The organism is Ancylobacter crimeensis, from assembly GCF_023016805.1.
In the GTDB taxonomy this organism is placed as follows: domain Bacteria; phylum Pseudomonadota; class Alphaproteobacteria; order Rhizobiales; family Xanthobacteraceae; genus Ancylobacter; species Ancylobacter crimeensis.
In genome coordinates, this window is the sequence record NZ_JALKCH010000004.1 from 351,097 (window position 1) to 373,482 (window position 22,386).

The 22,386-nt window shown below is 65.9% G+C and carries 19 protein-coding genes, 1 tRNA gene and 1 pseudogene; 15 read left to right on the forward strand and 6 right to left on the reverse strand.

Annotated elements, in window-relative coordinates:
* The first annotated feature begins 16 nt into the window (after positions 1-16).
* Together MWN34_RS07855 and MWN34_RS07860 are read left to right on the forward strand one after the other, a co-directional pair.
* Positions 17-1,375, forward strand: coding sequence for an Nramp family divalent metal transporter (locus MWN34_RS07855; protein ID WP_247028257.1), 1,359 nt, complete (start codon positions 17-19; stop codon positions 1,373-1,375).
* Positions 1,376-1,472: 97 nt separating this feature from the next.
* A complete protein-coding gene (locus MWN34_RS07860; RefSeq protein WP_247028259.1) occupies positions 1,473-2,846 on the forward strand; it encodes a malonyl-CoA decarboxylase in 1,374 nt (457 codons plus the stop codon).
* A gap of 12 nt (positions 2,847-2,858) precedes the next feature.
* On the opposite strand, the gene MWN34_RS07865 is transcribed toward MWN34_RS07860, so the two are convergent.
* The gene (locus MWN34_RS07865) at positions 2,859-3,731 is read right to left on the reverse strand and encodes an undecaprenyl-diphosphate phosphatase (RefSeq protein WP_247028261.1); all 873 of its coding nucleotides are present in this window, start codon (positions 3,729-3,731) and stop codon (positions 2,859-2,861) included.
* Positions 3,732-4,101: 370 nt separating this feature from the next.
* Here MWN34_RS07865 and MWN34_RS07870 point away from each other — a divergent pair, with 370 nt between their 5' ends.
* Positions 4,102-5,322: an SAM-dependent methyltransferase gene (locus MWN34_RS07870; protein WP_247028263.1), complete on the forward strand. Its 1,221-nt coding sequence runs from the start codon at positions 4,102-4,104 to the stop codon at positions 5,320-5,322.
* Between the two features lie 34 nt (positions 5,323-5,356).
* Here MWN34_RS07870 and MWN34_RS07875 read toward each other — a convergent pair whose 3' ends face one another.
* Positions 5,357-6,013 carry a TetR/AcrR family transcriptional regulator gene (locus MWN34_RS07875; RefSeq protein ID WP_247028265.1) on the reverse strand — a complete coding sequence of 219 codons (657 nt, stop codon included), beginning with the start codon at positions 6,011-6,013 and terminating at the stop codon, positions 5,357-5,359.
* Positions 6,014-6,185: 172 nt separating this feature from the next.
* Here MWN34_RS07875 and MWN34_RS07880 point away from each other — a divergent pair, with 172 nt between their 5' ends.
* The 4 genes from MWN34_RS07880 to MWN34_RS07895 all read left to right on the forward strand — a co-directional run bounded on the left by MWN34_RS07880 (position 6,186) and on the right by MWN34_RS07895 (position 11,951).
* Positions 6,186-7,346 (forward strand): HlyD family secretion protein, encoded by a 1,161-nt coding sequence (locus MWN34_RS07880; RefSeq protein WP_247028267.1) that lies wholly within the window; start codon positions 6,186-6,188, stop codon positions 7,344-7,346.
* A 54-nt stretch (positions 7,347-7,400) separates the two neighbouring features.
* Positions 7,401-8,975, forward strand: a complete 1,575-nt coding sequence (locus MWN34_RS07885) for a DHA2 family efflux MFS transporter permease subunit (protein ID WP_247028370.1) — start codon at positions 7,401-7,403, stop codon at positions 8,973-8,975.
* Between the two features lie 343 nt (positions 8,976-9,318).
* A complete protein-coding gene (locus MWN34_RS07890) occupies positions 9,319-10,890 on the forward strand; it encodes a 2-isopropylmalate synthase (protein WP_247028269.1) in 1,572 nt (523 codons plus the stop codon).
* Positions 10,891-10,898: 8 nt separating this feature from the next.
* The gene (locus MWN34_RS07895; protein ID WP_247028271.1) at positions 10,899-11,951 is read left to right on the forward strand and encodes a serine hydrolase domain-containing protein; all 1,053 of its coding nucleotides are present in this window, start codon (positions 10,899-10,901) and stop codon (positions 11,949-11,951) included.
* On the opposite strand, the gene MWN34_RS07900 is transcribed toward MWN34_RS07895, so the two are convergent.
* From MWN34_RS07900 to pabB, 3 genes and pseudogenes are all read right to left on the reverse strand, one after another.
* Positions 11,948-12,757: an aminotransferase class IV gene (locus tag MWN34_RS07900; RefSeq protein WP_247028273.1), complete on the reverse strand. Its 810-nt coding sequence runs from the start codon at positions 12,755-12,757 to the stop codon at positions 11,948-11,950. The two genes, MWN34_RS07895 and MWN34_RS07900, sit on opposite strands and share 4 nt — an antisense overlap.
* Positions 12,758-12,945: 188 nt before the next feature.
* Positions 12,946-13,515 (reverse strand): annotated as a pseudogene (locus MWN34_RS07905) (anthranilate synthase component II); the annotation flags it as partial.
* Between the two features lie 7 nt (positions 13,516-13,522).
* A complete protein-coding gene (gene pabB / locus MWN34_RS07910; RefSeq protein ID WP_247028275.1) occupies positions 13,523-14,932 on the reverse strand; it encodes an aminodeoxychorismate synthase component I in 1,410 nt (469 codons plus the stop codon).
* Positions 14,933-15,348: 416 nt separating this feature from the next.
* Between pabB and MWN34_RS07915 the strand changes: the two genes are divergently transcribed.
* From MWN34_RS07915 to MWN34_RS07950, 8 genes are all read left to right on the forward strand, one after another.
* A complete protein-coding gene (locus MWN34_RS07915; RefSeq protein WP_247028277.1) occupies positions 15,349-16,407 on the forward strand; it encodes a tripartite tricarboxylate transporter substrate-binding protein in 1,059 nt (352 codons plus the stop codon).
* Positions 16,408-16,516: 109 nt separating this feature from the next.
* A complete protein-coding gene (locus MWN34_RS07920; protein ID WP_247028279.1) occupies positions 16,517-16,993 on the forward strand; it encodes a tripartite tricarboxylate transporter TctB family protein in 477 nt (158 codons plus the stop codon).
* Between the two features lie 10 nt (positions 16,994-17,003).
* On the forward strand, positions 17,004-18,503 hold the full coding sequence (locus MWN34_RS07925; protein WP_247028281.1) for a tripartite tricarboxylate transporter permease: 1,500 nt from the start codon (positions 17,004-17,006) through the stop codon (positions 18,501-18,503).
* A gap of 95 nt (positions 18,504-18,598) precedes the next feature.
* Positions 18,599-18,674, forward strand: a tRNA-Lys gene (locus MWN34_RS07930).
* A gap of 375 nt (positions 18,675-19,049) precedes the next feature.
* Entirely contained in the window at positions 19,050-19,220 is a 171-nt protein-coding gene (locus tag MWN34_RS07935) for a hypothetical protein (RefSeq protein WP_247028283.1), read from the forward strand.
* Between the two features lie 113 nt (positions 19,221-19,333).
* A complete protein-coding gene (locus tag MWN34_RS07940; protein WP_247028285.1) occupies positions 19,334-19,549 on the forward strand; it encodes a hypothetical protein in 216 nt (71 codons plus the stop codon).
* Positions 19,550-19,669: 120 nt separating this feature from the next.
* Complete coding sequence (locus MWN34_RS07945) at positions 19,670-20,560, forward strand: transglutaminase family protein (RefSeq protein ID WP_247028287.1); 891 nt, start codon at positions 19,670-19,672, stop codon at positions 20,558-20,560.
* 213 nt (positions 20,561-20,773) lie between these two features.
* Entirely contained in the window at positions 20,774-21,148 is a 375-nt protein-coding gene (locus MWN34_RS07950; RefSeq protein ID WP_425532073.1) for a RidA family protein, read from the forward strand.
* Positions 21,149-21,224: 76 nt separating this feature from the next.
* Here MWN34_RS07950 and MWN34_RS07955 read toward each other — a convergent pair whose 3' ends face one another.
* Positions 21,225-22,325, reverse strand: coding sequence for an alkene reductase (locus tag MWN34_RS07955; RefSeq protein ID WP_247028291.1), 1,101 nt, complete (start codon positions 22,323-22,325; stop codon positions 21,225-21,227).
* Positions 22,326-22,386 lie beyond the last annotated feature (61 nt).

Consider the following 22,386-nt stretch of genomic DNA (forward strand, 5'->3'; position numbering starts at 1 on the left):
CCCTGAGAGCGTGTCGATGAGTATGCTGGAACAGATCAACGAGGGACGGTCCGGCGGCGCGGCTGGCGGTTGGCGTCACGAACGCGGAGATCCTGCGCTCAGCGACGTGCATGGCACGGTCGGCGTGCCCAAGCGGCGCGGTTTCGGCCGGCTGCTCGCCTTTCTCGGGCCGGGTTATCTGGTCGCGACCGGCTATATGGATCCCGGCAACTGGGCGACCTCGCTGGCTGGCGGCTCGCGCTTCGGCTATGCGCTGCTCACCGTCGCGCTGTTGTCCAACATCATCGCTATTCTGCTGCAGGCCCTCTGCTCGCGCCTCGGCGTGGCAACGGGCCGCGATCTCGCTCAGGCCTGTCGCGACAGTTTCCCCCGCCCGGTCAGTTTCGTGCTCTGGATCCTCGCGGAGGCGGCGATCTGCGCGACCGATCTTGCCGAGGTCATCGGCACCGCAATCGGCCTCAACCTGCTGTTCGGGCTGCCGCTCGAGATCGGCGTGATCGTCACGGCGCTGGATGTCTTCCTCATCCTCTGGCTGCAAAAGCTCGGCTTTCGCTTCGTCGAGGCGTTCATCATCACGCTTCTTGGCGTCATCGCCCTGTGCTTCGGCGTCCAGATCGCGATGGCCGATCCCGATTGGGGGCAGGTGATCAGGGGCTTCGCACCGACCACGGAGATCGTGACCAATCCCGACATGCTCTATCTGGCGCTCGGCATCCTCGGCGCGACGGTGATGCCGCATAATCTCTATCTGCACTCCGCCATCGTGCAGACCCGTCGGCATGATCCGTCCGAGGTCGGGGTGAAGGAAGCAATCCGTTATGCGACGCTCGATTCCACCGTCGCCTTGATGTTCGCCCTGCTCATCAATGCCTCTATCCTGATTCTCGCCGCCGCCAGTTTCCATCATGGCGGGGTAGGGGAGGTTGCCGATCTCGGGCGGGCTCACGAACTGCTCAATCCGCTGCTCGGCAGTGCGCTGGCGCCGACGCTGTTCGCTGTGGCACTGATCTGCTGCGGCCTCAATTCCACGGTGACGGCGACCATTGCCGGGCAGGCGGTGATGGAGGGTTTCCTGCGGCTCAGGATTGCTCCCTGGCTGCGTCGTCTTCTTACCCGCTTCATAGCCATCGTCCCGGCCGCTGTGGTGACGGTGGCCTATGGCGAGAAGGGCGCCGGAGCTCTCCTGATCTTCAGCCAGGTGGTGCTGAGCCTGCAACTGCCCTTTGCGGTTGTTCCGCTGGTGATGTTTACCGCAGATCGGCGCAAGATGGGGGTGTTCGTCGCGCCGCGCTGGCAGAGCGTGCTGGCGGCGCTGGCGGCGTTGCTCATCATCGGGCTCAACCTGAAGCTTCTGACCGACCTCGCGATGGGGTGATCGGAAGAAGCGTCTCTGCCGGTCCATGCCCCTTGCCGGACCGGTCCGCCTGCTTCCATGCTGGACCCTGCGGATCAGATGTCGTCAGGGAGCCAACATGCCTGCAAACGGCACCTTCTTCGGAGACCTGCTGACCCAGATCTCGGAGCGCGGTCGTGCGATGCTCGATCTCGGTCGGGACCGGAAACCGACCGGCGGCCAGAAGGCGGCGAGCATCGTGTCGTTGTGCGAGCGCCTCCTCTCCGGGCGTGGGGAGGCTTCGCGGGTCGCTCTGGCGCAGGAGATCCTCGCGCGCTATGGCGGGCTGAAGACGGGTGAGCGGATCGCGTTCTTCGAGGCATTGGCCCAGGCCTTCGCTGTCGATCGCGCCGCACTCGACCGCGCGATCGCGGCGCATGTGGCCGATCCGACGGAGCGCAGCATTGCCGGCCTTCATGCCGCCAGCGAGCCGCGCCGGCAGGAGCTGATCCGTCGGCTCAACCTCGCGCCGGGCGCGACAGGTGTCCTGGTGGGGATGCGCGCGGCGCTGCTTGACGTATTGTCACGTCGGCCTGATCTCTCCTCCGTGGATCGGGATTTCACCCATCTCTTCACATCCTGGTTCAATCGGGGGTTTCTCGTGCTGCGCCGGATCGACTGGTCGACCCCTGCCAACGTGCTGGAAAAGATCATCCGCTACGAGGCGGTGCATGAGATCCGGGACTGGGACGACCTGCGCGCGCGCGTCGATAGCCCAGACCGTCGCTGCTACGCCTTCTTCCATCCCGCGCTGATCGACGAGCCGCTGATCTTCGTCGAGGTCGCATTGATGCGCGAGATGCCCGGCGCCATAGCGCCGCTCCTCGCCGGCAAGCGCACGCCGCTCGATCCCGCCACGGCGAAGGTTGCGGTATTCTACTCCATATCCAACTGCCAAACCGGCCTCGGAGGCGTGAGCTTCGGTAATTTCCTGATCAAGCAGGTGGTCGAGGAAATCTCGCGTGAACTGCCGGGCCTCGGAAGTTTCGTGACTCTTTCGCCCGTGCCCGGCTTCCGTGCCTGGCTGGAGGGCGAGCGTGCCAGTGCGTCGTCGGTCGTCCTGACCGAGGCGGACAGACGTGCGCTGCAGGGGCTCGATTGGCAGGATCTGGCGCAGAACCCCGCTGCGCAGGAGGTGCTGACGCCGGTGCTCACGGCGTTGGCTGCGCATTATTTCCTGATCGCCCGGAGCCCCAAGGGCCGTCCGCAGGATCCCGTCGCCAGGTTCCATCTCGGCAATGGCGCGCGGCTGGAGCGGATCAACCCCTTCGGCGATGTCTCCGAGAAGGGGTTGAGGCAGGCAGCAGGACTCATGGTGAATTATCGCTATGTCCAGGAGGACATCGAGGCCAACCACGAAGCCTTCTTCGACAAGGGGCGTATCGTCGCCAGTCCGCAGGTGCATCGCATGCTGCGGGCGGAGAGCCAGCAGGCTGCACTTGTCGCGGGTTAGATCTCTTTCGCCTCAGGCAATGACGCCGCGCGCGGCCAGCACGAGCAGCAGCACGCCGAGTGCGATGCGGTAAATGACGAAGGGCCAGGTCGAAAAGCGTTCCAACACGCGCATCAAGCCCCAGATGGCGACGAGGGACGACAGCCCGCCGACCACGATGCCGATGGCGAGCAGCATCCAGCCATGGCCGTCCAGCCCCAGCTTGTACAGTTCCCAGATTTCCTTGATGCCTGCCAGCGCGATCGCGGGTAGGCCGAGGAGGAAGGACAGGCGCGCTGCTTCGTCGCGGCGGAACCCCAGTGCCAGACCGGCGGTCAGGGTCGAGCCGGAGCGGGATACGCCGGGGATGAGCGCAGCCACCTGCGCGAGCCCGACCAGCATGAGGTCGCGTGTCCTGAGATCGTCGAAATCGCGGCGATGGGAAGCCATGAGTTCCGTCAGTGCCAGCAGACCACCCATGACGAGGCAGGCGAGGCCCACGGCCCAGATGCTGCGCAGAGGCGAGCCGCAGCTGTTGAGGCTGTGCGACAGAGCAAGGCCGGCAATGACGATCGGGAGGGTGCCGATGAGGATCCATACCACGAGGCGAAAATCATAATCGCCGAAATCGCGACGCCTGATCGCCGACGCGGCGCCGCCGCCGATGGTGGAGATGTCCTGCCAGAAATAGCTGACGACGCCCACGAGCGCTGCCATCTGCATCGCGGCAGAGAAGGCAGCGCCGGGATCGGGCCATCCCAGAAGCGCGGGAACCACGCGCATATGGGCGCTGGAGGAAATCGGCATCAGCTCGGTGATGCCCTGCACCACCCCAAGAATGGCAACCTTCGCCGCACTCAGATCCACGAAGCCCGTAGCCGACCCGACCGTGCACGCATCGACCATCTATGCCCCCGACGCTTTCGCACAACCGCGCGTCACCGTGATGCGAGGCCGCATAGCCATGCGCCGATCTAGCTCATGCAGCGATAATGTCCAGTCATTTGTTGAGTCATCTATCAAAATATAAGTCGAAATTAAGTAATACGCCCGTTCTGTTTACGCTGCGTTTAGGGAGTTAGGAGAATGGATTTGATAAAAATCAGTTTCTATTGATTATATTTTTCCGAAATAATGACTTAAAGTAATATGAGATCATTATAAATGAAGAAGGTGCTGATGCAGCGACTGTTGTCATCGTGAGGTCGAGGCGTCACTTGACAGTCATGTCGCTCATGGGGCCCGATGACCCGGTCATTCCCGGAGCGGTGATCCGATGCGTTTTCTTCCCCACCTCCTGAAGCGTTTCATCGAAAAGGGGCGGCTGGTCGTCATCGATGCCGGTGGCAGCTACCAGAGCTTCGGAACGGGAAGGGACGGCCCCGAAGTCACCATCCGTTTCGCCGACGCGAAGCTGGAGCGGGAGCTGTTCTTCAATCCCGAACTGGTCGCCGCCGAGGCCTATATGGATGGTCGCCTGACCTTCGAGGGTGGATCGGGCGTCTATGATTTCCTGTATCTGTTCTCGATCAACCGCAAGGGGCTTGGTTCCCACCCCGTACAGCAGGGTCTGCGGCGGGCGTGGCGAGGGCTGAGGCGCTGGCACCAGTCAAACCCGCTCGGCCGTGCGGCCAGCAATGCGCAAAGCCATTACGATCATCCGCCGGACTTCTATCGTCTCTGGCTCGATAGCCGGATGATCTATTCGTGCGCCTATTTCCCCACGCCAGATGCCTCGCTGGAGGAAGCCCAGGAAGCAAAGCTCAGGCACATCGCGGCCAAGCTCAAGCTGGAGCCGGGAATGAAGGTGGCTGAGATCGGCTCGGGCTGGGGCGCGCTCGCCATCTATCTCGCCGAACGGGGCGTGCATGTCACCGCCATCAATGTTGCGACCGAACAACTCGCGGAATCGCGCAAGCGCGCCGAGGCCGCCGGCGTCGCTGATCGCATCACGTTCTTCGAGCGTGATTATCGGGAGCTGACGGGCAGCTTCGATCGCGTCGTCTCCGTCGGGATGATGGAGCATGTCGGCGTCAATCATTTCGACGAATATTTCGCCACCGTTAAGCGCCTGCTGGGACCCGGCGGATTTGCGATGATCCACGCCATTGGGCGGATGTCGCCGCCCGGCACCACGGCGCCCTTCATCCGCAAGTATATCTTTCCCGGCGGTTATGTGCCCGCGATGTCCGAGGTTTTTTCCTCGCTGGAACGCGTCGGGCTCTGGGCAGCCGACTGCGAGATCCTGCGGCTGCACTATTACTGGACCATCCGGAACTGGCGGCTCAACTTCGAGGCGAAGCGGCCGGAGGTGGTCGCCATGATGGGCGAACGGTTCGCCCGCATGTGGGAGTTCTATCTGGTAGCGGTCGAGCTCGGCTTCCTGCATGGCTCGAACATGGTCTACCAGCTTCTTCTTGCCAACGAACGCGATGCGGTGCCGGTCATCCGCGACTACATCGTCGATGAAGAGCGGGCGCTGGCGAAACTGGCTTAGTCGCAGCAGGGGTTGGGCCCTGTGCCTGCCTTCATCAGTCCGGCTTGTGGGGGCCATAGGCGGCGAGGAAGACGCGCACCGCACGGTCGACGGTCTGCTGGATCTGCTCCGGCGCAGGCTGTTGCGTTTCGCCAAACAGCAGGCCCTTGGTGATGCTGCTCTGGCACATATTGAAGAACAGATGCGCCGCCGCGATCTCGTCATCGAGCACCAGATGGCCGCGATCGGCGTGCTGGCGGAGCAGGTCGGCAAGGCGTCGCCCGCCGTTGCAGGGACCTGTGTTGTAGAACGCTTTGCCGATATTCGGGAATTTCTCCGCGACGCCGATGACCATGCGTACAAGGCGAATATGGTCCGGCTGCACCATCATGGTCATGAAGGATACGCCGATGCGGCGCAGCTGGCTCTCCACATCCTCGTTGTCGCGGTCGATCTCGAACAGCAGCTCCGCCGAGCGTGCCCGGTCGGTGTGGACCAGCGCTTCGAACAGCTCTTCCTTGCTTGGGAAATAAACGTAGATCGTCGCCTTGGAGACACTGGCCGCGCGTGCAACCTCGTCCATGCTGGCGCCGTCGAAGCCTTTGTCGAAGAATACGCGCCGGGCGCCGTCGAGAATGTCCCGACGCTTCGAGGATTCGGTCTCATGGCGCGCCGCAGGCCGCGGAGAGGTATCGGAGTCAGTCATACTCATCTGGCGTTTCTCTCCTCCCGCATAGGTTCCATACGCAACCCTGTCAAATCAATTGACTAAACCGTTCAGTTTGATATGTAAAGGCCATCAAACTGAACGGTTCAGTCGTTTAAGCGTTATGGCGAACGACTCTCCGCGCCCGGCGCGGGCATTCCAGTAAGGCGGAAAGACCATGGCACAGACCGCAGAGATCGAGCGCACGCCGGCCAATGAGCCTGTGCCGTTCACGCTCCGGAAGAAGCTCGACCCGTCCGAAGCGGACGCTTCACCGGACAGTGCTGATGTGGCTCCCCCCAAGCGTTCCCGCAAGAAGCTGATTTTCGGCGGCATTCTGCTTCTGGCCCTGGCAGCCGGTGGCTATTACGGCCAGGAGTGGTGGCGGGTCGGTCGCTTCATGATTTCGACCGACGACGCCTATGTCGCCGCTGATACCTCGGTGCTTGCTGCCAAGGTGTCCGGCTATATTGTCGGCGTCGATATCGCCGACAATCAGCCGGTCAGGAAGGGCGATGTCATCGCTCGCATCGACGATGTCGACTACAAGCTCGCGGTGAAGGCCGCGGAAGGAAAGATCGCGACCCAGCAGGCGACGCTCGACCGCTATACCCAGCAGATCGCTGCCGCGCAAGCGAGCCTTGTCCAGGCAAAGGCGCAGGTGGTTGCCGATCAGGCGGAACTCGACCGGGCACAGGCAGATTTCCAGCGCCAGCAGGAGCTCGCAAAGGATTCCTTCGCCAGCCGTGCCACGCTCGACACCGCCCGCGCCACCCGCGACAAGGCCAAGGCCGCCGTCGATGCCGCGCAGGCGGCGGTTACGGCCGCCGACGTCAATGTATCGGTGGTCGGCGCCCAGCGCACCGAAGCCGAGCGCACGCTCGACGAATTGAAGATCGCGCGCGATCAGGCTCAGCGCAATCTGGACTTCACCGCCATTCGGGCGCCGTTCGACGGTGTCGTCGGCAATCGGGCGGTGGAGGTTGGCCAGCTCGTGCAGGCAGGTACCCGCATCGCGGCGGTAGTGCCGCTGAGCGCGGTCTATGTCGATGCCAACTTTAAGGAGACCCAGCTCGGTCGCCTGAGGCCGGGGCAGCGGGTGCGCATCGAGGTTGACGCTTATCCGAACGAGGATTTCGAGGGCAGCGTCGCCAGCGTCTCGCCCGCCTCCGGCTCGGTGTTCAGCTTGCTGCCGCCCGAGAATGCGACCGGCAATTTCACCAAGATCGTGCAGCGCGTGCCGGTGCGGGTCGAGATCGACGAAGCCGCGCGCGCCAAGGGTGAGCTGCGTCCCGGCATGTCGGTGACGGCGATCGTCGATACGCGCGGGCATTCCTGACGCTTCCGCGGAGCCGGCACGGCCGGAAGGACGCCAACCATGTCCGACACAACAATGACCGCCGGCCACGGCGCAGGAAAAGGCCAATCCGCCGTCTCGTCCGACGGGCGGCGGATGTTCGTCTTCCTGTGCATGGTCTTCGGCATGTTCATGGCGATCCTGGATATCCAGATCGTCTCGGCGTCGCTCTCGGAAATCCAGGCCGGCCTGGCCGCGTCTTCGGACGAAATCTCGTGGGTGCAGACCAGCTATCTCATCGCCGAGGTGGTGATGATCCCGCTGTCGGGCTTCCTGTCCCGCGCGCTGTCCACCCGCTGGCTGTTCACTGCATCGGCGGTGGGCTTCACCGCCATGAGCTTCATGTGTGCTACGGCGACCAGCATCGAACAGATGATCGTCTATCGCGCGCTGCAGGGATTTCTCGGCGGCGGCATGATCCCGACCGTCTTCGCCTCGGCCTATTCCATCTTTCCGCGCGAGAAGCAGCCGGTCGTCACGCCGCTGATCGGCCTCGTCGCCACGCTGGCGCCGACCATCGGGCCGACCATCGGCGGCTATCTCACCGACCTGTTCTCCTGGCACTGGCTGTTCCTGATCAACGTCGTGCCCGGGATCTTCGTCATCCTCATCTCGGCGACGATGATCGATTTCGACGAGCCCGACTTCGGGCTGCTCGAACATTTCGACTGGTGGGGGCTGCTGTTCATGGCGGGCTTCCTCGGCAGCCTCGAATATGTGCTCGAGGAGGGCCCCACCAATGACTGGTTCGGCGACGATACGATCTTCTTCCTCACCATTCTTGGCTCGGTGTCGTCCGTCGCCTTCTTCTTCCGCGTCTTCATGGCGCGCGAGCCGGTGGTGAACCTGCGGGCCTTCAGCAATCGCAATTTTTCGGTGGGCTCGGCTTTCAGCTTCGTCGTCGGCATCGGCCTTTATGGCCTCACCTATCTCTACCCGCTCTATCTCTCGCGGGTGCGGGGCTATTCGGCGCTGCAGATCGGCGAGACGATGTTCGTCTCCGGCCTCACCATGTTCGTCTGCGCGCCCATCGCCGGGCGGCTGATCGGCAAGGTCGACCCGCGGCTGATGATCGCCTTCGGCTTCGGTGCGTTCGCCTACGGCACCTGGATGGTCACCGGACTGACGGCGGACTGGGATTTCTGGGAGCTTCTGGTCCCGCAGATCCTGCGCGGCGTCGGCATCATGATGGCGATGATACCCATCAACAACATCTCGCTCGGCACCCTGCCGTCCTCGCAGATCAAGAATGCGTCCGGCCTGTTCAACCTCATGCGCAATCTCGGCGGCGCGGTGGGCCTCGCTCTCATCAATACCGTGCTGAACGACCGTTGGGACCTGCATCTGGCGCGTCTGCACGAAAGCGTGCAGTGGGCGAACGGTGTCGCGGTGGAGCGCCTCAACGAGATGACGCAGGCGATGTCGGCGCTCGGCTCGGATGCGGAGCAGGCCGCACTGAAGACGATGGCGATGCAGGTGCGTACCCAGGCCGAGGTGATGGCCTTTGCCGATGTTTTCATGGTGCTGACCGTGCTGTTCGTCGGGCTTCTGTTCTTGTCGCCGCTGATGAGCCGGCCGGAACCCGGCAAGGGCGGCGGCGGGGGACATTGAGCCAGGGCGGCGACCGGGATGCGGGTCCTGTACCACCCCCGTCGTCGCACCCCCTTGCCGTCCTGCCCGCGCTCGGCTATTCAGCGGAGACGAGAGAGCCTTCGCGAGAGCCGATTGTGACGCACACGTCCAACAGCCGCACCGCGAACCCGGCCGCCACGCGGTCTCCGGGTAGCGCTCTCCTTGTGTCTGGCCTCCTTCTTCTTAGCCGCCCCTGAGAGCCGGCCGGGCTTCGTGCCTGGGCGCTCAGGGGATGACGCGCCGAAAAAAGCCAAGACAAAGAACCAAGCCGCCTGTGACGCCGCCAGACCGCGCCGGGCCGCACCCGAGAAGGAAGCCTGACATGACCGCCTCGTCCTCCGCCGATCGCATCGTTATCTTCGACACCACCCTGCGCGACGGCGAGCAGTGCCCCGGCGCCTCGATGACGTTCGAGGAGAAGCTGGAAGTTGCCGACCTGCTCGACGCGATGGGTGTCGACGTCATCGAGGCCGGCTTCCCGATCGCCTCAAATGGCGACTTCGAATCCGTCGCCGAGATCGCCCGCCGGGTGAAGCGCTCCGTCATCGCGGGTCTCGCCCGCGCTATTCCCGCCGACATAGCCCGCGCCGGCGAGGCCGTGAAGCATGCCGCGCGCCCGCGCATCCACACCTTCGTTTCGACCTCGCCGATCCATCTGGAACACCAGATGCGCAAGAGCCAGGAACAGGTGATCGACATCATCACCGGCACGGTGGTGCAGGCGCGCAATCTGGTCGAGGATGTCGAATGGTCGGCGATGGATGCCACCCGGACGCCGATCGACTACCTGTCGCGTTGTGTCGAGACTGCGGTGAAGGCCGGTGCCACCACCATCAACCTGCCCGACACCGTGGGCTATGCCACGCCGTCGGAATATGAGGCGATGTTCCGGCAGGTGCGCGCCTATCTGATGGACCGCGTGCCGAACGCGGAAAAGATCGTGTTCTCCGCGCATTGCCATGACGATCTCGGCATGGCGGTCGCCAATTCGCTGGCCGCGCTGGCCGGCGGCGCCCGGCAGATCGAGTGCACCATCAACGGCCTCGGCGAGCGCGCCGGAAATGCCGCGCTGGAAGAGGTGGTGATGGCCATCAGGACCCGCGGCGACGTGCTGCCCTACCGCACCGGCATCGAGAGCACCATGCTGACCCGCGCCTCCAAGCTGGTATCGGCGGTGACCTCCTTCCCGGTGCAGTACAACAAGGCCATCGTCGGGCGGAATGCGTTCTCCCATGAGAGCGGAATCCACCAGGACGGCATGCTGAAGAACAACACCACCTACGAGATCATGACGCCGGACAGTGTCGGCGTGACCAAGACCTCGCTGGTGATGGGCAAGCATTCCGGCCGCGCGGCGTTCCGCGACAAGCTCAAGGCTCTGGGCTACGAACTGGGCGAGAACGCCTTGAACGACGCCTTCTCGCGCTTCAAGGACCTCGCCGACCGCAAGAAGGTCGTCTATGACGAGGACATCGAGGCGCTGGTGGATCACGAGATCGCCGTCGCTCATGACCGCATGAAGCTGGTTTCGCTCACCGTCATCGCCGGCAGCCACGGTCCGCAGCGCGCGACCATGAAGATGGAGGTCGACGGCCAGGTCATCACCGCGGAATCGGCCGGAAATGGTCCCGTTGACGCGACCTTCAACTGTATCCAGGCGATCGTCCCGCATGAGGGCAAGCTGGCGCTCTACCAGGTCCATGCTGTCACCGAGGGCACCGACGCACAGGCGGAGGTCTCGGTACGGCTGGAGGACGGCGACAAGGCGGTCACGGGGCGCGGCTCCGATCCCGATACGCTGGTGGCGTCGGCGCAGGCCTATATCATTGCGCTCAACAAGCTGCAGACCAAGCGCGACAGCGTGAACGCCCAGTCGCGGCCTGCCGCGGAGTAGGACGGGCGATGGCCGGCTGGGACAGACGTTTCGACGTTGCCCCGGCCGGCGGTTCCCATAGGCAGCTCTCGCGCCGGGCGGTACTGGGGCTGCTTCTGCAAGGCGGTGCCGTGGCCGGATGGGCGCGGGCCGCCTTTGCCGTCTCTCCTTGGCCGACGGACAGGCTGACGAGGCTGGGCGCGGAGGCCGAGCGCCTGCCTGTGACGGCGCTCGTCATCCTGCAAGATGATGCAATCATTGAGACTTTTGGCGATTCCGCGGCGAAGGTCGACGTGGTTTCCGTCCGAAAGAGCCTGCTCGGCGCGCTGATCGGCATTGCCGTCGACGCGGGGCAGATTCGGCTCGATGCCACCCTTGCCGACCTCGGCATCGACGACATTCCGCCGTCCCTCACCCCGCAGGAGCGGCAGGCCACCGTGCGCGACCTCTTGATGGCGCGCTCCGGCATCTACCACCCGGCCGCCCACGAGACGGCGCCGATGAAGCGGGACCGGCCGGCGCGCGGGAGCCATGCGCCCGGCACGTTCTGGCTCTATAATAATTGGGATTTCAATGCATTAGGGACGATCTACCGCCGCGCCACCGGCCTCGATATTTTCCAAGCCTTCGCCACGAAGATCGCTGGCCCCATCGGCATGCAGGACTTCGTGCCCGCCGATGGGCGCTATGTGCGGGAGCCTATATCCGAACATCCGGCCTATCCGTTTCGCCTGACGGCGCGGGACGCCGCCCGGTTCGGCCGGCTCTATTTGCAGGGCGGAAGCTGGAACGGTAAACAAATCGTTCCTGCGCAATGGGTTAGAGACTCAACTTCAACCTTTTCGCAGACGGGGCGGGGGCGGCTGGGCTATGGCTATCTGTGGTGGACGCTGCCGTCTGACCGCTATGGCGCCGGCGCGGCCTTTGCTGCCGGCTATGGCGGCCAGATGATCGCCATCGTGCCGGAAAAGAAGCTCGTCGTTGCGGTTACCAACGGCTGGCGAAAGGAGGGCCGCAAGCTGCGTGGATCGCAAGTTATTGGCCTGCTTCGAAAAATTGTCGAAGCTGCGCCCGCGCCTTAGGGCAGCCTCACCCTGCATTCGGCTTCGGCGAGGTCGAGAAGATGGCGCAGCAGGCGATCCGTTGCTTCCGGAGCTGTTCCGGTCCGTTGCCCGTCGATTGCCGTGACGGGCCGCAGGAAGCGAACGCTGTTGGTCAGGAAGACGGCGTCGGCGGCCATCAGCTCTTCCACTGTCAGTGCCGTCTCGACAGGCTCAAAACCCAGCATTGGCGCCGTTTCCAGCAGGATCCCCCGCATCACGCCAGGCAGGCAGCCCTCGATCAGCGGCGGGGTTGCGAGCCGGCTTTGCTTCAGCGCGAAGACATTGGCAATGGTGCTGCAGGCAACACGGCCTCCGATGTTCAGCATCAGCGCGTCCTCGACCCCTGCCTTGGCGGCCTCGCGGGCGGCGAGGATGTGGTCGAGATAGTTGAGCGTCTTCAAATTCGTGATATTTGACAATGAATTACGCCGACCCGTCGCGATCGCGAGCCGGGCCGGCTGGCCGATCAGGGACGGACTCCAGGGGGCGCTGCCCACCACAAGCGTGGGGACGACGTCTCCGTTCGGCCACAGGCCCCGGCCGGCGATGCCACGGGTGATGGTGGTGCGCAGGATCTGCGGCGCGGGGGTCATAGCTTCGTCGAGCGCAACCTCGATCTTATTTCTTTCTATAGATATACCAATAGCTTGTGCGGAATTATGAAGGCGTTCCACATGGCGGGCGCGTGCCATGACCACGCCCCCCAGTGCCAGCGCGGTGTCGAAGACGCCGTCGCCGAGGGTGAAGCCGCGGTCCTGCGTGCTGACGGTGGAGGGTTGGCTCACCGGCCGGTTTCCTCATCCGCCCGCCGTCCGGCGGGGAGGGGAAAATGCGCGGCGGAGCCCGGTCCAGTCAGTCCAGTGTGGTGGGTAATGAGTCCGGAGGCGATGCGTGCGGCGTCCAGCATCGGGTGCGCATTCCCCTCGGTCGATCCGGCGATGGTCCCGGCGGGGTCGATCCTCCGGCCGGCGGTTCTCACGCCGGCCAGCCGGAGGAAGTTCGCGAAGATCGCATAGCCATGTTCGGTGAGCACCGATTCGGGGTGGAACTGCACCCCGTAGGTCGGGTGGTCGCGATGGGCGAGGCCCATGATCTCGCCGTCCTCGCTCCACGCGGTCGCGATCAGCGGCGAGCCCTCGTCGAGCTCCACCGCCAGCGAGTGATAGCGCCCGGCGGCGAAGGGGGAGGGCAGGCCGGCGAACACGTCGCTGCCGCGATGGGTGATCTGCGAGGCGCGCCCGTGCATCGGCGTCCTCGCCCGCACGACGCGCCCGCCGAAGGCCTGGCCGATGCACTGGTGGCCGAGGCAGATGCCCAGAATGGGCAGGCGGCCCGACAGGGCGGCGATGGCGGGCAACGAGATGCCGGCCTCGTCCGGGGAGCAGGGGCCGGGCGAGACGATGATCGCTTCCGCCCCCGATGCGGCGACCGCATCCACCGACAGCGCATCGTTACGCGCGACCTCGACCTCCGCGCCCAGCTCGATGAGGTAGCGGGCGACGTTGAAGACGAAGCTGTCGTAATTGTCGATCAGGAGGATCATGGCGCCCTCATTCCGTTCCGCGGAAGGCGCGGAACAGCCGCTCGGCCTTGGCGAGGCTCTCCTGGTGCTCCTGCGCCGGATCGGACAGCAGCGTGATGCCGCCGCCCACCCCGAAGCTCGCCTCGCCCTTCTGCACGTTCAGCGTGCGGATGGCGATGTTGAGGTCCACCGTGCCGTCGAAGCCGATATAGCCGATGGAGCCGCAATAGATGCCGCGCGGCCGCCCCTCCAGCTCGCGGATGATCTCCATGGCGCGAATCTTCGGCGCGCCGGTGATGGAACCGCCGGGAAAGGAGGCCGCCAGCAGGTCCAGCGCGTCGCGGCGCTCGGCAAGCTCGCCGGTGACCACCGAGACGAGGTGATGCACGTTGGCATAGGTCTCCAGCCCGCAGAGGCGCGGCACCTGCACCGTGCCGGGGCGGCACACGCGCGAGATGTCGTTGCGCAGCAGGTCGACGATCATGACGTTCTCGGCGCGGTCCTTTTCGCTCTGGGTCAGCTCGCGCCCGCGAAAGGCGTCCAGCGTCGGCTCGACCGAGCGCAGCACCGTGCCCTTGATGGGGCGCGCCTCCACCGTGCGCCCGCCGACGCGCACAAAGCGCTCCGGCGAGGAGGAGGCGATGAACCGGTCGCCGTTCACGATCAGCGCGGCGAAGGTGGCGGGGTTGGCGCGACGCAGCCGGTCATAGAGCAGCAGCGGATCGACCGCGCCGATGTCGGCGGCGAAGCGCTGGGTGAAGTTGGCCTGGAAGATGTCGCCGGCTCGGATGTAGTCCACCACCTTGGCGACCGCCGCGCGATAGGCCTCGGCGGTGAAATTCGAACGCCAGTCGGGCACTGGAAGCCGGCCGGCGAGCGGCGCGGCGGGACGGGCCAGCCTCTCGCTCATGCTCCGCAGCCGCTCCCCGGCACGGGCCTGCCGGCGGGCGGGATCGGTTTCCGGCCAGCCGGTGGAGATGAGGTGCGAGCGGCCGGAGGCGTGGTCGAAGGCCAACACCACGTCATAGAAGCCGAGGTCGATCTCCGGCCCCTCGCCGGGCTCCGGCGCGGGTGTCGGGAAGCGGTCGAACAGCCGGCCGGCTTCATAGGCGACATAGCCCGCCGCGCCCCCCTGGAAGGAGGCGCCGGTCGGCAGCGTCGGTTGGCGGAAGGCTGCGAGCCGGCGGCGCAGCGCCTCGATTGGCGCAGCGTCCTCGCGCGCGCCGTTCCAATACGCCGTGCCGGCTTCGACCCGGAAGCGGGCGAAGGGGTCCGCCATCACATAGGACCAGCGCCCCAGCGCCGGATGCACCATCGCGCTGTCGAGGAAGACGAGACCTTCCGCCCCGCCGGCGGCGAGGCGCCGTGCCGCTTCCCAGGGGTCCAGGCGGTCGCGGGCGTCGATCTCGGCGACGAGGGGCGGGGCTTCGTGGATCATCCGCGCAATATGGGCGTTCGCGATGCGGCTTCCTAGAGCCTCCTGCCAGCCCCCCACAATCGCCCTTCGCTGGAAAATGCCGCTGATTCAACAGGCTGCGAGGTCGGAGGACGGTTCCATTCCCGGATGCGCCAGCATGACGCCCCCGCTTTGGCGCTCCTGCTCGGCGCTCTTCGCCATGCGGCGGCACCTTCCGCGGACCCGATGCGCCGGCTTCAGGCCTTAGTCCGCGGGCGTGGCCCGGCGCCTTCCGAAGAGGAGGGGGCTCGCGCTTCCCGAACGGTTCTCAAACCATAGGCTGGCTTGACGTAGGGTTTCTGCAATGCTCGCCTAGCGTCCACAACCGGCCGCCGCTTGCCCGCATGACGGCCGGACCCAGAAACGCAAGGCATTCCCCTCCAGGGAGGAGACATCCGATGACCCGCTCCAGTTCCGCGGTGCGCGAGAGCCTTTGCCGCGCCGACAAGCCCTACAGCCCTGGCCGCCGGCTCCTTGGCCGCCGGCTCGCCCTGTTCGCCGCCGGCGCGCTTGCCGCCTTCGCCTTTGCCGGCAAGCCGGCACAGGCGCAGGAGTTTCCCACGCGCGCCATCACCATGGTGGTGCCCTTCGCCGCGGGCGGGCCCACCGATACGGTGGCCCGCCTGATCGCCGAATCGATGTCGAAGAGCCTCGGCCAGCAGGTGGTGGTGGAAAATGTCGGCGGCGCCGGCGGCACCCGCGGCGCCGGGCAGGTCGCGAAGGCGACGCCGGACGGCTACACCGTGCTGGTGCACCATATCGGGCAGGCGACCTCGGCCACGCTCTATCGCAAGCTCGCCTACAACGTGCTGACCGACTTCACCGAGATGGGCCTCATCACCGACGTGCCCATGACGATGATCGCGAAGAAGGACTTCGCGCCGACCTCGATTCCCGAGCTCATCGCCTATGTGAAAGAGAACAAGGACAAGATCGTCTACGGGAATGCCGGCGTCGGCTCGGCCTCGCATCTGTGCGGCATGCTGTTCATGTCCGCGCTCGATACCCAGATGACCACCGTCCCCTATCAGGGTACCGGACCGGCGATGAACGACCTCGTCGGCGGCCAGATCGACCTGATGTGCGACCAGACCACCAACACCACCGGCCAGATCAAGTCCGGCAAGGTGAAGGCCTATGGCGTGACGACGCCGGCCCGCGTGAAGTCGCTGCCCGATCTGCCGACCTTCGACGAGGCCGGGCTGAAGGGCTTTGAGGTCGCGGTGTGGCACGGCATGTATGGGCCCAAGGGCGTACCGCCGGAGGTGGTGGCCAAGCTCAACGGCGCGCTGAAGGCGGCGCTGCAGGATCCAAAGGTGATCGCCCGTTTCGCCGACCTCGGCACCGAGCCGGTGGCCCTCGATCGCGCCACCCCCGAGGTGCACAAGGCCTTCGTCGCCTCCGAGGTCGCGAAGTGGAAGCCGGTGATCGAGAAGGCCGGCGTCTTCGCCGACTGATGCCGGCCTGAACCGTCCCGCGCCGGGCGCGCCGGCGCGGGGCGAAAGCGCTCAAGGCGCTGCCAGAACCCTCGCGAATGAGGGCGTCACCGAAAAGGAGGGAAGCGGCATGGAGCGCTTCGTGAGGAATCCCAAGGATGTCGGGGCCGGCATCCTGCTGATCGGCCTTGCGGCCATGTTCGGCATTCTCTCGCTCGACCTGCCGATGGGCAGCGCGGTGCGCATGGGACCGGGCTATTTCCCGCTGGTGCTCTCGGGGATCCTCGGCGTTCTGGGGCTCATCGTCTTCATCGGCGGGCTGCGCTTCGCCGACGAGGGCGAGCCGATCCGCCTCGCCGCCCTGCCGTGGCGCGGCCTGGTGCTGGTGACGCTGGCGGTGGTGGTGTTCGGCGTCGGCATCCGCCCGCTCGGCCTCGGGCCGGCGATGGGGCTGGCGGTGTTCATCTCCGCCATGGCGAGCCGGCGCTTCCATCTCGCCTCCGCGCTGGCGATGACCGGGCTGATGGTTCTGTTCGCCTGGGCGGTGTTCATCAAGGGGCTCGGCCTGCCGCTGCCCATGCTCGGCCCGCTGCTCGGCGGCTATTGAGGCTCGGTTCATGGACATTCTTTCCAATCTCGAGCTCGGCTTCTCCGTCGCGCTGACCCTGCAGAACATCCTCTACTGCTTCATCGGCGTGCTGCTCGGCACGCTGATCGGCGTGCTGCCGGGCCTCGGCCCGGTGGCGACCATCGCCATGCTGCTGCCGATCACCTTCGGCCTGCCGCCGGTCTCCGCGCTGATCATGCTCGCGGGCATCTATTACGGCGCGCAATATGGCGGCTCGACCACGGCGATCCTCATCAACCTGCCGGGCGAAAGCTCCTCCGTCGTCACGGCGCTGGACGGCTACCAGATGGCGCGGCAGGGAAGGGCCGGGGCGGCGCTCGCCACGGCGGCGCTCGGCTCCTTTTTCGCCGGCACGGTTGCGACGCTGCTGCTGGCGCTGTTCGCCCCGCCGCTCGCCGATCTCGCGCTGAAGTTCGGCCCGCCGGAATATTTCGCGCTGATGGTGCTCGGCCTCGTCGCCTCGGTGGCGCTGGCCTCGGGCTCGGTGATGAAGGCGCTCGCCATGGTGGTGCTGGGCATCCTGCTCGGGCTCGCCGGGCAGGACGTCTACACCGGCATCCCGCGCTTCACCTTCGACATCACCGACATCGCCGACGGCATCGAGTTCGTGGCGCTGGCCATGGGCGTGTTCGGCCTCGGCGAACTGATCCGCAACCTGGAGGACGAGCACGGCCGCACGGTCGGGGTGCAGAAGGTCACCGGGCTGATGCTGACCAAGGCCGACTTCAAGGCCATCGTGAAGCCGGTGCTGCGCGGCACGGTGCTGGGCTCGCTGCTCGGCATCCTGCCGGGAGGCGGGGCGATCCTGTCCTCCTTTGCCGCCTATTCGATCGAGAAGAAGCTTTCCAAGACCCCGCAGCGTTTCGGCCGCGGCGCCATCGAGGGGGTGGCCGCGCCGGAGAGCGCCAACAATGCCGGCGCGCAGACCTCGTTCATCCCCATGCTCACCCTCGGCATACCGTCGAACCCGGTGATGGCGCTGATGATCGGCGCGCTCATCATCCAGGGCATCGTGCCGGGGCCGAATGTCGTGAACGAGAAGCCGGACCTGTTCTGGGGCATCATCGCCTCGATGTGGATCGGCAACCTCATGCTGGTGCTGCTGAACCTGCCGCTGATCGGCATCTGGGTGCGGCTGCTCACCGTGCCCTATCACGTGCTGTTCCCGCTGATCGTCGGCTTCTGCTGCATCGGCGTCTACAGCGTGAACAACAACGCCTTCGACGTGTACGCCATGGCCCTGTTCGGGGTGTTCGGCTACGTGCTGGCGAAGCTGGAATGCGAGCCGGCGCCGCTGCTGCTGGGCTTCATCATCGGGCCGATGCTGGAGGAATATCTGCGCCGCGCCATGCTGATCTCGCGTGGCGATCCCATGGTGTTCGTCACCCGCCCGCTCTCGGCGACCCTGCTGGCGCTGGCGGTGCTCGCGCTCGTCGTCGTGCTGCTGCCGTCGGTGCGCAAGACCCGTGACGAGGCGTTTCGCGAATAGGGGGGCTGTGGATTATTTCGCCCCCCTATGGACAGGCCGGAAAGGCTTTGCTACATCGCCGCCACTCGCGGTGGCGACGCCACCTAGACCGGTTCGGGCGCATAGCTCAGTTGGTAGAGCAGCTGACTCTTAATCAGCGGGTCCAAGGTTCGAGTCCTTGTGCGCCCACCATCGTCTCGATGGATGCCGAACCGGTCCCAGGCGGGATGCAGATATCTCCCCCATTTCTCTGATCAGCGTCGTATCTTTCTGCCGCACCGCGCTGCTTTGTCGCCGTGATCGGCGGATCATCCTGCCATTCATCCTGCCATCGCCCCGGCCTTGCCTCGGCGGAATGAGGCCGGCCGGCATCCGGGCGCGGGCCGATGCGCCGGAGGCCTCGCCACCCTATATGTCGACAGGAGCCCCTCACCTGATCGCAAGGGGCTCCGCATGCAGATAACGAAAGCGTCTTCCGCTCGCGAGCGCCCATCGCCTTCGCGGAATGTTCCGGCCGGAGAGAGATTCATGCTGTGCGCCGAATGCCTGAGGTGCGGACGGCGGTCGATGCTCGGCCGGCCCTCCGCGATGCTCGCCGATCACCGTTCCGACCGTGCCGCAGAGCCGCTGCCCGAGGGCCAGAGGCTGCGCTGCGACATGTGCGGGGGACGTCGCGTCAAGCTGCGGCGGGTGGCGAGCCCGGCGGAACTCGTCGCCTTCATCGCCGGGCGGCGCTGAAAGGCGCGGGGCGCGGGCTTTCGAGTGAACGATTTCTCCCGTGGCACGTTGTCCGCGCGAAGAGGGACGCCCGTGCGGGGCGCCCCGCGCTGCTCTACACAGGAGGCAATCCCATGGCGAATGTGACGGATCTCGGCCGCAAGGCGAAGCAGGACGGCGAGGATCTGATCGATTCCGCCTCGCGCGCGGCCGACCGCATGGCCGACAAGGCCGACGACGCGCTCGACGATCTTGCCGACGAGATGCAGCCCGAGCGGCGTTATTCGTTCCACGCGCTGGTGGCCGCGGGCCTTGCCGGCTATGTCGTGGGGCGGCTTTTCAGCAATTGACCGGCCGCGGGCGGTTCGAGGTGCGGCGCGGCCAAGGGCCCACGCACCGGATCGTCCGCCGGCTTTTCCCGGGGGCAGAACGACACGTCTGGCCGCCGATGCGGCCGGGGGAGAGACAAGATGCAGACGCTGACCGTCCGCCATGTGACGCAGTACAATTACGCCAATCCGGTCGTGTTCCATCCGCACAAGCTGATGCTGCGGCCGCGGGACAGCCATGACCTTCGCCTCGTCGACGCCGAGCTGACGCTCTCGCCGGCCGGTTCGGTGCGCTGGCTGCACGATGTGTTCGGCAATTCGGTCGCCATCGTCGACTTCGCCGAACCGTCCAACGAGCTGCGCATCGAGAGCGTGCTGACGATCGAGCGCTATGGCACCGGCGGGCTGAATTTCGAGCTGGACGAATCCGCGCGGACCTACCCCTTCGTCTATTCGACGGACGACCGCGCCGATCTCGGCCGGATGCTGGAGTGCCATTACCCGGATCCGGCCGGCGAACTGGCGGCGTGGGCGCAGAGCTTCGTCGCCTCGCGGCCGACCGACACCATGGCGCTGCTGATGGACATCAATAACGGCATCCGCAACAGCTTCGCCTATCAGGTGCGCAACGAGCAGGGCACGCAGCCGCCGCTCGAGACCCTGCGGCTCGGCTCCGGTTCGTGCCGCGACTTCGCGCTGCTACTGATCGAGGCGGCCCGCTCGCTCGGCTTCGGCGCCCGTTTCGTGACCGGCTATCTCTACGACCCGGCGCTGGACGGCGACGATGTGGGCATCGTGGGTGCGGGTGCGACCCACGCCTGGGCTGATATCTATCTGCCGGGCGCCGGCTGGGTGGAGTTCGACCCGACCAACGGCATCGTCAATTGCGACAGTCTCATCCGCATCGCGGTGACGCGCGATCCGTCCCAGGCGGTGCCGGTGGGTGGCGGCTTCACAGGCATGGTCGGTGATTATCTCGGCATGACGGTGGATGTCTCGGTGCGTTCGCATCCGGTGCTGATGGCCGCGTGAGGGCGCCGCACCCCGTCATCGAGCCGGAGCCGAAGGGAGGCCCGGCATCGTCTCTGATCGGGGCGACCTCCTTCACGGCAGGTGACCGCTTCCGGGGAGGGCGCTGCGCCCCCGCAGGCCAACGTCGGCTATGACAGGCCGCGGGGGACGCGCTAGGCTCCCCTCATGAGCGATTCCACACTCCCGCCTGCGTTTCCGCCGCCAAGCTTCCACATGGTACCCGGCGCGCCGACGCCCGTGGCGCCCTTCAGTCATTGCGTGAAGGTCGGTCCGTGGCTCTTCGTCACCGGCCAGATGCCGACCGATCCGGCGGACGATTCCGCGCCGCTGCCCGAAGGCATCGAGGCGCAGACCCGTCGGGTGATGGACAATCTGGTTCTGGTGCTGGAAGGCGTCGGCTACGGGCTGGCCGATGTGGTGCAGGCGCGGGTCTACATCACCGAATTCAAGCGCGATTATCCCGGCATGAACGCCGTGTACCGCTCCTATTTCGCCGAGGGCCGCCTGCCTGCGCGCACCTGCATCGGCGTGACCGGGCTGGCGCGCGATGCGCTGGTCGAGGTCGATTTCGTCGCCTACCGCCCCTGAGGACCGCAGAAAGCGCCGGCTGCGGGGTTTTCGCAGCCGGCTGGCAGTTGTCCCGCTTGCCCGGCCCGGGCAGCCGTCAGGCCGCCTGTGCGTCCAGCGCGGGATAGGTGGTGTAGCCGGTCGCGCCTCCGCCATAGAGGTGGTCGCGGTCGATCTCGTTCAGCGACGCGCCGCGGCGCAGGCGCTCCACGAGGTCGGGATTGGCGATGAAGGGGCGGCCGAAGGCGACAAGGTCCGCCTCGCCCTTTGCCAGCACTTCGTCCGCCATGGCGCGGTCGTAGCCGTTGTTCACCAGCCAGGTCCCGTGGAAGCGCGTGCGCAGGGCGTGGAAGTCGAAGCCCGGCACCACGTCGCGCGGGCCGCCGGTGGCGCCCTCGATGATGTGGACGTAGACCGGCTTCAGCGCGTCCAGAACATCGACCACATGGCCGAACAGCGCGGCGGGATCGCTGTCCGAGATACCGTTGGCCGGCGTCACCGGCGAGATGCGGATGCCGACGCGGTGCGCGCCGATCGCCGCGATCACGGCCTCCATCACCTCCTTGAGGAAGCGGGTGCGGTTCTCGATGGACCCGCCATAGGCGTCGGTGCGCTGGTTGGAGCCGTCGCGCAGGAACTGGTCGATCAGATAGCCATTGGCGGCATGAATCTCGACGCCGTCGAAGCCGGCCTCGATGGCGCAACGCGCGGCGTGGGCGAAGTCCTGCACGATGCCGGGGATTTCCTCCAGCGTCAGCGCGCGAGGCGTGTCCACGTCACGGAAGGCGTTGTCGACGAAGGTCTTGGTCTCGGCCCGGATGGCCGAGGGGGCCAGCGGCGCGCCGCCATCGGGCTGCAGCGAATGATGCGAGACGCGCCCGACATGCCAGAGCTGCAGGAAGATGCGCCCACCCTTGGCGTGGACGGCGTCGGTGACGCGGCGCCAGCCGGCGACCTGCTCCGGCGTGTAGCAGCCGGGGGTGTCCTGATAGCCCTGCGCGGTGGCGGACACCTGCGTCGCCTCGGCGACGATGAGGCCGGCGCTGGCGCGCTGCCCGTAATATTCGGCCATCAGCTCGGTGGGCACCAGCCCTTCGCCCGCGCGGTTGCGGGTGAGGGGGGCCATGACGATGCGGTTGGAAAGGGTGATGTCGCCAAGGACGTAGGAATCGAACAGGGAAGGCGCGTTTTCGCTCATGCGGGATCTCCCGTGAAGGATTTTATCGGACGCGACTTATGTGCGCCGCAGCGCATCCGCC